Annotated in this window: 11 protein-coding genes; 8 read left to right on the top strand and 3 right to left on the bottom strand. The window is 48.1% G+C overall.

Features of this window, described 5'->3' with window-relative positions; all coding sequences use genetic code 11:
- Positions 1–35: 35 nt before the first annotated feature.
- Positions 36–545, top strand: a complete 510-nt coding sequence (locus JWG88_RS15910) for a hypothetical protein (protein ID WP_205234775.1) — start codon at positions 36–38, stop codon at positions 543–545.
- Positions 546–552: 7 nt separating this feature from the next.
- Here the strand turns inward: JWG88_RS15910 and JWG88_RS15905 are convergent, their stop codons facing one another.
- Genes JWG88_RS15905 through asnB form a run of 3 tightly spaced genes read right to left on the bottom strand, consistent with a single transcriptional unit; the run spans position 553 to position 4297 of the window.
- Positions 553–2049, bottom strand: coding sequence for a class I adenylate-forming enzyme family protein (locus JWG88_RS15905; RefSeq protein WP_205234774.1), 1497 nt, complete (start codon positions 2047–2049; stop codon positions 553–555).
- A complete protein-coding gene (locus JWG88_RS15900) occupies positions 2049–2297 on the bottom strand; it encodes a phosphopantetheine-binding protein (protein ID WP_205234773.1) in 249 nt (82 codons plus the stop codon). The genes JWG88_RS15905 and JWG88_RS15900 overlap by 1 nt, the downstream gene beginning before the upstream one ends.
- A 23-nt stretch (positions 2298–2320) precedes the next feature.
- Positions 2321–4297 carry an asparagine synthase (glutamine-hydrolyzing) gene (gene asnB / locus JWG88_RS15895; RefSeq protein ID WP_205234772.1) on the bottom strand — a complete coding sequence of 659 codons (1977 nt, stop codon included), beginning with the start codon at positions 4295–4297 and terminating at the stop codon, positions 2321–2323.
- A 573-nt stretch (positions 4298–4870) separates the two neighbouring features.
- On the opposite strand from asnB, the gene JWG88_RS15890 reads away from it, so the two are divergent.
- The 7 genes from JWG88_RS15890 (at position 4871) to JWG88_RS15860 (ending at position 13996) form a co-directional block, all read left to right on the top strand.
- Positions 4871–6481 (top strand): polysaccharide lyase, encoded by a 1611-nt coding sequence (locus JWG88_RS15890; RefSeq protein ID WP_205234771.1) that lies wholly within the window; start codon positions 4871–4873, stop codon positions 6479–6481.
- Positions 6482–7286: 805 nt separating this feature from the next.
- A complete protein-coding gene (locus JWG88_RS15885; RefSeq protein WP_205234770.1) occupies positions 7287–7934 on the top strand; it encodes an Lcl C-terminal domain-containing protein in 648 nt (215 codons plus the stop codon).
- Positions 7935–8068: 134 nt separating this feature from the next.
- Positions 8069–8983: an Lcl C-terminal domain-containing protein gene (locus JWG88_RS15880; RefSeq protein WP_205234769.1), complete on the top strand. Its 915-nt coding sequence runs from the start codon at positions 8069–8071 to the stop codon at positions 8981–8983.
- Between the two features lie 170 nt (positions 8984–9153).
- Complete coding sequence (locus tag JWG88_RS15875; RefSeq protein ID WP_205234768.1) at positions 9154–10419, top strand: glycosyltransferase; 1266 nt, start codon at positions 9154–9156, stop codon at positions 10417–10419.
- A gap of 113 nt (positions 10420–10532) precedes the next feature.
- Positions 10533–11393: a sulfotransferase family protein gene (locus tag JWG88_RS15870; RefSeq protein WP_205234767.1), complete on the top strand. Its 861-nt coding sequence runs from the start codon at positions 10533–10535 to the stop codon at positions 11391–11393.
- Positions 11390–12577: a glycosyltransferase family 4 protein gene (locus tag JWG88_RS15865; protein ID WP_205234766.1), complete on the top strand. Its 1188-nt coding sequence runs from the start codon at positions 11390–11392 to the stop codon at positions 12575–12577. Before JWG88_RS15870 ends, JWG88_RS15865 begins: the two co-directional genes overlap by 4 nt.
- 198 nt (positions 12578–12775) lie before the next feature.
- Positions 12776–13996 (top strand): glycosyltransferase family 4 protein, encoded by a 1221-nt coding sequence (locus JWG88_RS15860; RefSeq protein WP_205234765.1) that lies wholly within the window; start codon positions 12776–12778, stop codon positions 13994–13996.
- Positions 13997–14070: the final 74 nt, after the last annotated feature.

Genomic DNA, 14070 nt, shown 5'->3' with positions numbered 1-14070 from the left:
AGAAAGCGCAAAACAGGAATATAGAAGAGGAGAATATGATGAAGGTTATATCCGTTATGACGGGATTTTTTTGGGCGACAATCCTTTGCGGACTGGTGATGGCGGAACCTTTTGCACCCCTTGTGGATATTCCTGACGATTTGAGCAGCAGCAATATTTCTTTTCTGGAAGCTGCAACGACCCAAAAGAGCGTCATCCCTTCCCAGGAAGAGGTCGGGATTCCGGCATATCCGAAGGCGAGGATTCTGTTCACTCAGATGGATAATCGCATCGAGCAAGCCGGTGTTCTGGCTGATTTGCCGAACCGTATCTTTATGGGAGCGCCTGATACCGTCGAGCAGGTGGTGGATTTCTATAAAGACCATCTGGAAAAGTGGGAATTCAGGGAGATCGACGGGGTGCCGACTTTTTATAAAAACGGTGAATTTGATCCCGAAGAGGATCTTGACACTCCCCGGATCATTATCTCCCCGGAAACGGCGAACAGGAGCCTTATGCCTTCATCTCAAACGACCATTGATATTTATTATGTCCCCGTTAATTAAATGGATTTCAGTTTTTCACCATTAAGCTAAAAGCATTTTTTTTTATTTTTCCTGATTCGGATTTAGGCAACTCGTCGAGGAAGGTGACGAAGTGAGGTACTTTGAAGATGGGGAGGTTTTTGCGGCAGAAAGAAGTGATTTCTTTGGCGGTCAAAGAATATCCCGGCTGCAGAACAACATAGGCATGGATCTTTTGGCCGAGAATTTCATCTTCTGTGCCGATCACTGCGGTCTCCTGTATACCTTCAAGCTCGTCGATAATTTGCTCAATTTCTTTGGGCGCAATAAGATGGGAACCACTTTTGATCATGTCTGACTTGCGACTGACAATATATAAAAAGCCGTCTTTGTCGTAATAAGCCAAATCGCCAGTCCATAGTTTTCCATGGCGCAGGACCTTCCTGGTCTCTTCAGGTCGTTGCCAATAGCCTGCCATGGTATTGTCGCCGCTGGCGACAATTTCTCCTATTTCACCAGCAGCCGCAGGTGTCGCATCCTCTTTTAGAACTTCCAGGGTAACTCCAGGAATAGCTTTGCCGATAGAGCCGGGCTTTTTTGTTAAATCTTGAGGGGCAAGATAGGACAAGCGGGGAGATGCCTCAGTTTGGCCATACATAATAAATATTTCACTCTGCGGGAACAACTGATGAAGCTGTTTTGCCAGTTTAGGGGACATGGGAGCCCCGGCCTGAGTCAGATAGCGAAGATGGGAAAAGGAATATTCTTTTGCTGCAGAGCGGTGCAGCAGAATGGCAAACGTTGAGGGCACCCCGGAAAGACCGGTAACTTTTTCTTTAGCCATCTGGTCCAGGATCAGGTTGGGATAGACAAAGCTTTGGTTGACAACCAGACTACCGCCTGCGGCGATGTGAGTTAGCATTACCGAATTTCCGTAGGAGTAGAAGAAGGGCAGGACAGCCATAACCCTATCATTTTCGGTAAGGCCTAGATATTCAATGATTGAGCTTGTGTTTGCGGTCAAATTCCTGTGAGAGAGCATGACTCCTTTAGGATGCCCTGTGGTGCCGGAAGTGTAAATGATTTGAGCGATATTATGCGGTTGCAGGGAGGGCTTCGCGAGAGTGTTGTAAATACCCTTTTCAACGCGTGCGACAGGGGTTTCTATATCCAGTATTTTGATAGTTTCCCAGTGGCTGAGGATATATCGGCTATATTTTTTGCTGCGTCCGGAGACAAGAAGAAAGGAAGGCTGACAGTCTGAAAGCACTTTCTGCAGGGATCTTTCCGAGGTTAGGGTGTTCAAACCCACAACGATGCCTCCCGCCTGCATAATTCCAAAGTAACAGGCGATATAATGTGCTGGATTATCGGTGAGGATTGCTACCCGATCACCGATTTTCAGTCCCTCTTCAGTCAGCAGATCTGCTGTTTGCCGGGAATATGCTGCAAGAGAGCGATAGGTGACTCTTTTGCTGTCATAAATCAAGGCAGCCTTTCCGCCTGCCCTGTCGGCAGAATTTTGCAGTAGATTGTGAACAAGCATTAGCTCTTCTTGCGTTGTATAAAGGCAGCAATTTGTTCGATGCTGTCAAGGTTTTCCGGAACCAGCTCTTCATCCTCGATCTGGATGTCGAACTCTTCTTCAAGCCATTCGACGAGTTCAAGGACGCCGGTGGAATCGATGATACCCATTTCGAGAAAGGAGTCATCGTTTTTCAGGGCATCCTCTTCGGCATCGAAGAGAAAATTCTCAAAAAGAAAGGACCGTATGGAGGCAATGTGTTCTGACATGTTTTAACTCAATATATTAAGGATTATCTGGATCCTGTGTCGTTCACTCTCACTTTGACATGGGGGAGCTCATCAGGTGTTTCAAACGGAAAGCTTTTAATGAATTTATCATAAATAATTTGTGTTGACAATATTCCGACAAAGGCCATGTTTTCCCTGAAACCCTGCCGGCTCTTTTTCCTACATTTGGCCATGAGTCCGGCCACGGCCTCAGGTTTGAAAATTTTCGATTCTCTGAGCAGATGGGGAGAGAGGTAATGGTCTAGATACTCCGCTTCCTGTTCTTCGAAAAAACTGAGTATGTCAGGTGCCATGTAGGGTTGCTTTTTACGGCTGACGATATGTTGAGGCAGCAGATTCTGTACCGCTTTCTTCAAGATGTTTTTTTCGTTGAGTACCTTCATCTTCAGCTGTGGCGGAATGCGCCCTGCAAACTCAACAACGCGATGATCGAGGAAAGGAAAACGGCCTTCAACGGAATGAGCCATGGCCATCCTGTCACCCTGAGAGGAGAGCAGGTAATTGCCCAGCAGCAGTTTTGACTCGAGAAACTGGGCACCCAGAAAAAAATCAAGTCCCTGCAAGTCGTCTGCTAGATTGGCCAGACGCTCTCGGGGTGAAGAAATATCCCTTGTGATCCTCTCATCTAGAAAGACATGGGTTCGACCCGTGGTTTTCCAGCGCGGACCATGGGCGTAGTAAAGACTCCCGGGATCCGCATGGGTATCGAAGAATTTCCTGGCATACTCCGCCGAACGGGTCGGGGAAAGGGCCAGATAGGGATAAAGCCGTTTGAGGAGCAGGGGCCGCAGAGAAGAGTCGAGGTTTTTATGGATAAAGGCACGGATCTTCGCTTCCTTGAAAATATCGTATCCACCGAGCATTTCATCGGCACCTTCGCCGGTGAGCACAACCTTGTACTGATTGTCTCGGACCAGCGATGAGAGCAGGTAGAGTGGTGATGGGGCTGTGCGCAGAATGGGAACTTCGGTATGCCAGATGACCTGGGGGAAAGTGGCGGCAATGTCACCATAAGAGCAGGCTACCTCATGGTGAGCGGTTCCCAGATAGCGCACCATCTCCTGTTGCTCCTCTTTTTCGTCGTAGACCTTGTCGGCGAAGGAGACGGAAAAGGTCTTGAGCGGATTGCTGGTAAAGTTTTTGATGAGCGAGGTGATGGTTGACGAGTCAAGTCCGCCGCTGAGGTAGGCGCCGACTGGCACATCGGCGCGCAACCGCAGGCGGACGGAATCGATGAGCAACTCACGCAGCTCATCTGCATACTCCGCTTCTGAAATGATACCGGGGACGTCAGGACGTAGAGGCATTTCCCAGTAACGTCGGGGGGTATGCACTCCTGATTTGTCGACTCGCAGCCAGTGTCCGGCGGGCAGCTGATGGACGTTTTGAAAAACGGTTTCCTCCAGGGTAGGGGTCCAGAAGGTGAAGATATCGCTGATTGCTCGAGGGTCAAGTTCCCTGGGAATCGCAGGGTCGGCATTGAACAGGGCTTTAATTTCGGATGCGAAATAGAAATTTCCATTGTGTAAGGTGTAGAAGAGCGGTCGAATTCCCATTCTGTCACGGGCCAGAAAGAGTTCGTCTTTCCTGGAATCGTAAATGGCAATGGCGAACTGGCCGTTGAGGTGCTCAAGGCATTGCCACCCCTTTTCCTCAAAAAGATGAATGATGACTTCCGTATCCGAATTTGTGGCGAAGACATGGCCACGGCCGATAAGCTCCTTGCGCAGCTCGGGATAATTGAAAATCTCCCCGTTGAAAATGATCCAGAGGGTGCGATCCTCATTGGCCAACGGCTGCCAGCCCGTGGAAAGATCGATAATGGAGAGCCGGGCATGACCCAACCCTACTCCGTTTCCGTAATACAGACCATAGCCGTCAGGTCCTCGGTGTTTCAAGGTGACAATCATCCTCTCGAGGATTGATCTTTCCGGCGTCAAATTTCTGGGGATGTTAAAGAACCCTGCTATTCCACACATAAATTTCTTTTCCGCTTGTCTTGGCGAGGGATGCCGATGGTGCACTTCTTTTCTCTAGGAGAACGTATTCATATCATAGTATACTTTTCAAGCAATAATCAATGGACCCAATCTGAAATGCATCGAATTATCATTTCGCATATTGTTCAATGAACGCCTCAGCAGTGTTGTTTTTTTTTCGATAGGTAAGAATGTAATGTATAATTCACTGTCATGTAAATGACTTGTATAGGGTCTTTACGGAAAGTGTGCAGAGTTTGTGAGGTCTTTGCAGAAAGTGTGCAGTGATTGTATCTTTGCCGATTGTCTGACACAAGGGTGATTCTTATCCATAATGAGGATTGCAGACCGCTTTTTCTTCAATAAACCAATGTCGACATGTTATCAGCAGCTTGGTCACGCTATTCCGCCGGAGCGGTGTGTAAAACTGGGTTTTCTTTTTTTTGGTATGGAATGTGCAATAAGGCGGGAAGCACTTTCCCAAGAAGGGAAAACTGCAGGGAGTTAAGAACTGGATAAAAAGTGTTGGCGCGTTCATGCGTCATGAGTTTCATTTAATAGAGGAAAACGTATATGAACTGCAAGTATTATGTATTGTTAATTATTTTTGGAAGTATTGCCCTGGCGGGCAATCCCGTCGTGGCCGATATGATCGGCAGCGGCAGAAACATAACCTCTTTCCCGCACCACGAAAATTTCAACTCGACGGAGTATGTCGATGCACTGGTGCTGCAATACGACGATATCTCCACCTTCACCCATGAATCTTCCGGCGGCTGGCAGGGAAGCGGAGCCCCGAAATTCACCTTTGTCAGCGGCAGCAATGAGAAGGGTTCCGGACTGGGTGTCTGGAATCTTCCCTCCGGCAGCGGCAGCAGGGTGAAGAGGATCAATATCCGCTGGCTTGCCTATTACGGAAGCGGTTATCACAACGCCCAGACATCAGAGGTGAAGACACTCATCGTCAGAAGAAGCAACGCCGACTTTTCCGGCATAGGCGATTCCGGTCAACGCGGTATGATATTGGAGCACCATAATTCCGCTGAACAGTCGCCTTATATCTGCGAGAATATCGAGTGCGGCGGACAGGAGCCCCCGGAGCCGGGCAAAACCAGATTCAATATAGTCGATCACCTTGAAGAGTGGATCTCCTTCGAGGCGGAACTTGATCTGAACACCGGTGTATTCTCGCTCTTTATCGATACCCTCGACGGGGAACAGAACTCCGAGGGCGGAAGGAGTCCATATCAAACCTACACCTATGTCGACACCTCAAACTGGTGGTATCACGTTCAGAGAATCATGGGCTATTGGGAAGCTCGGTCTTTCAGCGGTTCCGATCCGACGGCCTACTTCAAATTAGATGAGGTCGTCATTGATACGAACTACATAGGTCCGCCGTCCGGTTTCGGCTCCCAAGGGAGCATCAGGCCAGGTGTTTCCATACCCTCTGGTTTTTCGATCTCAAGCACCACCTCTAATACGCCACTGGAGCCCATTGCCGATACAGGCTTACCCTGGAGAGCGACTTTTGAGTCCGCAGATTTCAGCGAATTCAATCGCAGCGTAACCTCCAATCTCGCCGTCAGCAGCGATGCCCCTCGTAGCGGTACGTATTGCGCGACTGCCCCTCTGACGAGGGGTACGCACAGCGATAACTATGCCGATTTCGTCTTCGGCGATTTTTTCAATGTCAACAGAGAAAAGGTGGAGGAGGTGTATTTGCAGCTTTACTCGAAATTTTCCTCTGGATATTCCTGGCCGAGCAATTCCCAGAAAATCGCCATTATCAATCTGACTGACGGTCAGAGCAGCCAGAGGCGTTATCAGGTCTACGTCTATGTCAACCGTTATGGACAATACGCAGTGGATCATTCTTACATCGACACCTGGCAGTTTAACGGATTACCGACCAATATCGGTTCACCGGCAGCGGTCGTTGGTGATCGCTGGGATAAATTGAAACTCTTTGTGCGGTTGAACACACCGGGAGCATCGGATGGCATCGTACGGCTTTGGGTCAACGATACCCTCAAGATTGATTACAACAACGTCGATATCAGGCAACGTAGTAATTACGGCATGAACAAGCTCATACTATCAAGCTATGCCACGGACAGCAGCGGCTCCAATGGAAGGCAGTGGTATGACGATCTGATTCTCGCGCAGACCAATCCAATCTAAACCCCTCTGCCTCGTCTCATAAATAACCTGCCTCCTTTCTTGCCGTCAGCTCACTTTTCAAGGATCTAGATCACCTTTTTAAGGTTTGATTGCTTTGGTAAATCTCGCTCGGTCCCACCTGGTATTACAGGTGGGATCGAGCGGGTTGAGTCCGTAATTGTCAGTTCCCGCCCAACCGCCCGGTTTTCTTTTTCCCCACCTTTGCCATTTAAAAAAAAGTACCTTGAATTGAGGTGACACCTCTCTAGGAAGCTTGCCCCAGAGCTTTCATCTCTGATGAATAATATTATGTAATATCAGATATGGGTACCAAATACCAGAGGTTAGCCCACCTTGAGTTTGTTGATGATTCCTGAAGGTTTTGGTGACGATTGAGCAATGATGCCATGAGTCTAAAAACAGAAGTTGCCGGCTCTTGTTTTCGAAAAAGTCCGCTTCAGGTGAATTTGCATAAAGACATTATTAGTGGAGATAATTGATGCAACCATGGGTACAGTAGTTGAATTTATTCAAAAAACAATTATCTGGATATAATGACACATATTCAATGTGTTAATCTGATTTTATGTAATTCTTGAGATGAGTTGCTTGTGTTTGGGCGCTAAATCGCTATACTTAATTATGTTATCCTTCACAACAAGCTAAAAGGGGCAGGATCAATCATTTATATGGTTTTCGCCCCGGAGGCAAACAGTAGTTTTCCTTGTGGTAATTCAATCGTTCTTCATTTGTGTAATTTTTTTTGAACCGGAGTAGAAATTGCGTACGAATTTGAAGATTTAACATTTGTAAAGGAGACAAGGGTATGAGAAAAACAGGAATAATTATAGCGCTGGCGACTTTATTTATCTCCCCGCTGGTGATGGCTGAACAGAATATGCCACGCACCGGTATAACCGAAGACCTAAGCGGAGTCGCAGGTGATGACGGTGAAATCCAGGCTGGCATGCCTCATCCCATTCCCAGCTTCATAGACAATGGCGACGGGACGGTCAGAGATAATCTTACCGGTCTTATTTGGCTGAAAAATGTCAACTGCGGCGGTGACATGAGCTGGACAGATGCCCTCGACTGGGCGGTGTCGGTTAGCGATGGAGAGTGCGGGCTGAGCGACGGGTCCGGCGCTGGTGACTGGCGGCTGCCTAATATTCGTGAGTTGGTAAGCCTTATGAATTTTAAATATCGCCAGCCGGCATTGTCGAATGCGAATGGTTCAGCACAGTGGAGTGAGGGCAATCCTTTCAACAACGGCCAGTTTCTCCAGAGTACTGCGCTTTACTGGACCTCCACTTCCGCTTTTGCGGATAATTTTGCTCATACGGTCAATATAGCTCGAGGAATTACCGCAACATACGATAAGGTCAACCCGGTAAACGATATAGGTATCGCGGTAGAAATCTATTCCTGGCCGGTAAAGGATTGCAGCAGCATAGGCGGTGGTGGATGCGATTAGCACATGGTAGGAAATATGCTGACAGGCAATGTCGAGATTTTTATACTTTTTTATAAATGAAAATTTTATCGCAGCTCATCCATACTACCAGTTCATCGGCTATAGTCAGCTGCGTGATCAACGGAGAGAAAAATATGAAAATATATACCTTGCTTCTCATGATTGTGCTCAGTGTGACGGCAGTGACAAATCTTTTCGCCGCCCCGGCGGATGTGCCAATGACCGGACAGGCTACTTCATTTTCCAGTGACAGTGACTTTGAAGATGGGGATCTGCAACGCGGCTTTCCCCTTCCTTCACCCAGGTTTGTCGCCAACGGAAACGGCACGGTAACCGATAATCTCACCGGCCTGATATGGTTGCGCGATGCAGGTTGTGCAGGCCTGAATAACTGGCAGGAAACCCTTTCCTGGGTGGATTCATTAGACAGTGGAGTTTGCGGTTTGACTGACGACTACAGCCCTGGGGAATGGCGCCTTCCCAATATTCTCGAATTGTGGAGTCTGATGGATTTCGGAACCGACACTACCGCTCTTCCGGCCACGCCCCACTTCATAAATGTGCCGAGCAGCGGCGGCAATTACGATTATTGGAGTTCTTCGCCATATCCAACGTATCCGGATGAGGGTCAAGTATATAAGGCCAACTTCGAGCATGGGATCATTGCACGGCAGGGGGAGGCAAGCAGCAATAACGGTTGGGCCGTAAGAGGAGAGAATACCTATTACAGCCTCGACATCTCCATGCCCGGTTCAGGATCGGGGACAGTCACCGGCGCCTATACCTCCACCTCTGACGACGTCGGCATATATTGCCGGGACGACTGTAGATTTTTCTTCGACGCCGATTCTGTATTTGATGCCGGTTCTAATCTGTCCCTGACCGCTACAGCCGATGATGACTCTCGTTTCAGGACCTGGCTCGGTGATTGCGATAGCGCTGGCAACGTCACACTCGATGCGTCGAAAGTATGTACTGCCATGTTCACTAAAAAGAGTGCCATACTGATGATGGTGGTGCCGGCTATCAGTGGCAACGGCGACAGGTAATCGTACGAATCTGGAGAGGAGCGCAAAGATGAGATAAGGTTCAACTTTTGTGCTCCTCTCTATTGATTCATCCCACTTTCTGGTGAACGAATCTAAAATGAAATGATAAGTTTACCCGCTCAAGGACTGGCCTTTCCGTTATTTCATAAAGCATATAGGACATACCCATTGTGAATGACAACCGCAAAAAAATACTGTATGTCGAATCAAATGTTGATGGGACCATCGGCGGATCATATTTCAGCCTTCTCTATCTCATCCAGGGACTTGATAAGACTAAGTATGTCCCTACGGTTGCTTTCTACAGAGAGAACGAATTGATCGAGCGGTACGAAAAGGCGGGCTGTAAGGTCCATATCATCGACAAAGCCATGCCATTGAATTTTTTCAAGAAGAACAATAACCAATATACTTCAAACAAAGTCTCTTCCATCTATGGCCCTCCTCTTCTTGTTTTGCAAAAGCTAATTAACTATTTCCGTTTGTTTCTCCTGCCGTCTTTCCAGTGTATCGGTTTCATCAAAAGAGAAAAGATTGACCTCATTCATTTAAATAACACACTCTTACGTCCTCAGGAGTGGATTCTGGCTTCGCTGTTTACAAGTAGTCATGTCGTGGCTCACGAAAGAGGAATAAATGATTCCTATCCGTTTCTCTACCGATTAAATGCAAAGAGATTAAAGGCTATCTTCTGCATTTCGAAGTCCGTTGAAAACAGACTTCTTGAAAACGGTTTTCCCAAAAAGCAACTGCACCTGGTTTACAACGGCCTGGATCCCGAGGAATTTACTATTTCCAAGTCAAAGGAAACCATAATGGATGAGTTTGAACTGAATATCTCCGATCCTGTCATCGGGTTGATAGGGAATATTAAACCATGGAAGGGGCAAGGGCTAATGGTCCGAGCAATGGATTTGATTGTCGAAAAGATACCTAATGCCAGATGCTTGATAATAGGCACCTGGGCGGAGTCAGCGCGAGATTATTATGACGACATCCGCAAACTCATATCGGAGAGGAACCTTGAGAAGAATATAATAATTACGGGTTATAGAACAGACATTCCATGCCTGATCAATGTTCTTCGCGTCGTTGTTCATGCTTCCATACAGCCCGAACCTTTCGGCAGGGTCCTTCTGGAGGGCATGGTCCTCGGAAAGCCAGTGGTCACGCCTGATATCGGAGCGGGTCCTGAAATTGTCGAGGATGGTGAAACTGGGAGCATCTTTGCCTCAGGAGACCCTCGCTCCCTGGCGGATGCCATTCTCCATCTTTTAGAAAACCCGCAGATCGCTGAGGAAATGGGGGATGCGGGGCGCAAAAGAGTCGTAGAACATTTTCATATCCGCCGAAATATCAAGAGTATCGAGAGTATCTATGCCAGTATATTCAACAACCAGCCACTTTTCTCCTCTCGTACAGTTGGGGCTGATTGATTCATTAGATATCATGTGTGTTGAAAATGGTTCATAAGCTTTGCTATGTACCTGGTTCAGGAACTATTTTTTATGTTTTTACAAAAAGACAGTAGATTCGAAGGAGAGTGAAAATGGTCGGCACTCGATGGAAAAAAGTAGTACGGCGTTGTCTCGGGGAGATGCATCGCGAATTGAAGATCACCTTTACTCCTGTTCCCACCGGCAAGCGCTGGGTTTTCATCGTTGGCTGCTATAACTCAGGGACCACGCTTTTGAGTGAGATTCTCTCCACGCATCCGCTGATCAGCGGTCTCACCACCGAAGGGCAGTTTCTCACCGACCAATTTCCCTCGGATCATATATTGGGGCTGCCGAGAATGTGGGTACGCCGCGAAGATTTGTACAGGTTGACGGAGAAGGATGAAGGACCCGATGTGGCGCGCATAAAAAAGGAGTGGGGGATGAGACTGGATCTCTCCAAAACCATTCTCCTGGAAAAGTCTCCGCCGAACGGGGCGCGAACCCGCTGGCTGCAAAAGCATTTTGAAGATGCCCATTTCATCGCCATCATTCGCAATCCCTACGCCGCCATTGAGGGAATCTCCCGCAAGGCCGAGCCGCAGCATCTAAAGGACGGCTGGCCCCTTCAGGACTGCGCCCGGCAGTGGGTGCGCTCAAACGAGGTAATCGAAGAAGATTCACACTACCTCGACAGGTTCATGTGGACCCGTTATGAGGATATCGTTGAAAAGACCACGGCGGAATTGGCGCGGATTCTGCGCTTTACCGGCATCGAGGAGAGGTGGAATTTCGACCCGCAAAAACCTTTTGCGGTTCATGAAAGAAATGAGCCGATCAAGAACATGAATATGCAAAGTCTGCGGAGGCTTTCGCGCGAGGACCTTGAGATAATCAATGGCATTGCCGGAAAACATATCAACCATTTCGGCTATGAAGTCATCAGTGAGCCTCTTCTGCGAGTCGCCTCATGAAGGGAGAAAATGTAGCATTGCAGTCCTTCCCTTTTGCGAAAGGTCAGAGGGCCGATGGGAATATACTACTGGTCGCCAACTATGCCTCGGATGTTGGTTATGCCTGGTGGTTGATGGAGAATTTCTGGGTTCAGATCGCCCAATATGCCTCGAAAGGATCGAAAAAATGTTTCCTGCTCTATCCGAAAATCACCACGGTTCCCCCGGCGATAGCAGAGTCATCCATTCAGCTGATTGAAGGAAAATTCGCTTTCCGGCCCAAGCCCGTCCGGGAAAGATTAAAAAAAATTATCAGAGACAATGATATCAGGTTCATCTATCTTACGGACAAGAAGAACTACGGCATGGAGTACTTCTCCTTGAGAAGATGGGGGGTCGAGAAAATCGTGGTCCATGATCATGCGCCCGGAGAACGGCCTCTCGCGCCCATGTGGAAAAGGATGTTCAAGTCGTCTGTTCATGCACTGGGCTGGTTTTCCTGTGATCATTACATCGGGGTTTCGAAGTTCGTCTATGATCGTTTTCTCGAGAGCGGATGTATACCGGCCGCCAAATGTTCCTACGTGCTTAATGGTATCCATCCCATAACCATGAGTCAAGATAACAGAAATTACGCCAGGCGGCAATTTTCCATCCCCGCAGAGGCCGTCGTTGTCGTTACTACCGGACGGGCGACCTACTATAAGGGAATCGATTTTTTGATCCGCTGTGCCCATGCACTCATCAACGAACAAGGTAAAAACAATGTCTATTTTCTCTATTGCGGCGATGGCCCTGATATCGAGGCATTTCGCAGTCAGACAAGGGAATGCAATCTGGGCGGCAAATTCATTTTTGGTGGAAGAAGATCGGATATCTCCCGGATTCTCCAGTCCTGCGATATTGGTGTCCAGGCGTCTCAGGGCGAGGCCTTTTCCCTCTCAATACTTGAGTATATGAGTGCCGGACTGGCAACGGTTGTGCCCGACAACTGCGGCAACAAGGAGGCCATCAGCAGCGGCGAGAATGGAGTTCTCTACCCTCCCCGGGATCACGAAAATTTGGTGAGGACACTTTCCGCATTGATTGACGACGAACCATACCGGAAGAAACTGGCCGCTTCAGCCGTGGATACCGTCAAACGTCGGTTCACCATCGAGAAGGCCAACAGAGAGTTTGTCGAGGTCATCTCCCGCATATTTTAGCGGCCACCTTGAAAATTCGCCATTCATCCTCGTTCGGTGGTGTAAGAGAAAAATTCTTTCTCAGCAGATATATATATTTGGTTAATTTTTTTCAAGTTTGCCTCGATTCCTGAAAAAATTGACATGCTTCGACATAATCCTAGAGGTTAAAATGATTTTTTCAGAACGAAGTCAGCGAAAAAGTTTGCGAGCAAGTGTATGAAGAAGAAAATATTTTTTCTTGAAGGAAACAGGGATGGGACCATTGGCGGATCTTATTATGTTTTATACGATCTTCTTTATCATCTTGATAAAAGCAGGTTTCTTCCCGTGGTCGGATTTCACAGGGACAATCTTTTCGTGGAGAAGTTCAGAGGACTCGGAATGGAAACACATGTTCTCGAATTGCCGCAGCCGTTCAATTTTCGCTCTGCCGTATTCACGACTCTTCTTGCTCCCTTGAGAAAGGGGATCAATCTGTTCAGGGAATTACTACTCCCTGCCTGCAGGTATGCATTTTTCCTGAGAAAAAACAAGATTGACCTGGTCAACCTCAACAACTCGATAACCCGGAACCACTGCTGGTCCCTGGCTGCACTGTTGTCCAGGACGCCGTGTATCACTCATGAGATGGGGATAAACGATCACTATTCCGGGCTCGACCGCTATTTTGGCAAAAGAATGAAGGCGGTTATTTGTGTCTCGCATGCTATCAGGGAGCATATGCGAAAGCACGATGTGGTCTATCCCGGAACGGTGGTTGTTCAAAACGGCCTCGACACCGAGCGATACCAGGTGCGTACACCGTCGGAACGATTACGTGAGGTGTACGCCGTTGACGGCAACTCACCAATTATCGGCGTGGTCGGCAATATCAAGAAATGGAAGGGACAGGAAACGGCCCTTCGCGCGGTCTCTCTGTTGAAACAGACTTTCCCCGATATCAGATGCCTGCTTGTTGGTGACACGGGCGCCAAAGACCTCAAATATCATGATCATTTGTCCCGCCTGTGCAGCGAACTGGATATCGAGGAAAATGTTGTATTTACGGGATTTCAGGAAAATCCGATAGATTACCTTAATCTCATGGACATATTTCTGCATACCTCCATCAGACCCGAACCCTTTGGTATTGTCCTGCTGGAGGCGATGCTGCTGGGCAAACCAATTATTGCCACCAACATCGGCGGTCCGACTGAAATCGTGGTACACGGGAAAACCGGCTTTCTTGTTACTCCGGGGGAGCCAGGTAAATTGGCGAGGACCGTGACCGCGCTCCTTCAGGCCAAAGAACTCGCCACAAAGATTGGAGAAGCGGGACACAGGCGGCTGTTTGAATTGTTTACCATTCAACGCAATGTGGAGAAGACCACGAAGGTCTATGAGGAAATTTTTTGCGGCGCAACAAATGATGGCAAGCAGGGTCCATCAGCATCCTGAGGTAGGACATGTGAGAGAGAGGAGGGGGAAATACTTCTTTTCAGCAGGCCGCAGGAATTTTTCGGCATGTCGTT

Source organism: Desulfopila inferna, from assembly GCF_016919005.1.
In the GTDB taxonomy this organism is placed as follows: Bacteria; Desulfobacterota; Desulfobulbia; order Desulfobulbales; family Desulfocapsaceae; genus Desulfopila_A; species Desulfopila_A inferna.
Note: the sequence above shows the minus strand (reverse complement) of the source record. Positions and strands in the feature narration are given on the sequence as shown.

Coding starts and splice junctions, on each gene's coding strand:
- JWG88_RS15860 (WP_205234765.1), top strand. CDS start 12,776: ATGAAGAAGAAAATATTTTTTCTTGAAGGAAACAGGGATGGGACCATT.
- JWG88_RS15890 (WP_205234771.1), top strand. CDS start 4,871: ATGAACTGCAAGTATTATGTATTGTTAATTATTTTTGGAAGTATTGCC.
- JWG88_RS15880 (WP_205234769.1), top strand. CDS start 8,069: ATGAAAATATATACCTTGCTTCTCATGATTGTGCTCAGTGTGACGGCA.
- JWG88_RS15905 (WP_205234774.1), bottom strand. CDS start 2,049: ATGCTTGTTCACAATCTACTGCAAAATTCTGCCGACAGGGCAGGCGGA.
- JWG88_RS15870 (WP_205234767.1), top strand. CDS start 10,533: ATGGTCGGCACTCGATGGAAAAAAGTAGTACGGCGTTGTCTCGGGGAG.
- asnB (WP_205234772.1), bottom strand. CDS start 4,297: ATGTGTGGAATAGCAGGGTTCTTTAACATCCCCAGAAATTTGACGCCG.
- JWG88_RS15910 (WP_205234775.1), top strand. CDS start 36: ATGATGAAGGTTATATCCGTTATGACGGGATTTTTTTGGGCGACAATC.
- JWG88_RS15900 (WP_205234773.1), bottom strand. CDS start 2,297: ATGTCAGAACACATTGCCTCCATACGGTCCTTTCTTTTTGAGAATTTT.
- JWG88_RS15865 (WP_205234766.1), top strand. CDS start 11,390: ATGAAGGGAGAAAATGTAGCATTGCAGTCCTTCCCTTTTGCGAAAGGT.
- JWG88_RS15885 (WP_205234770.1), top strand. CDS start 7,287: ATGAGAAAAACAGGAATAATTATAGCGCTGGCGACTTTATTTATCTCC.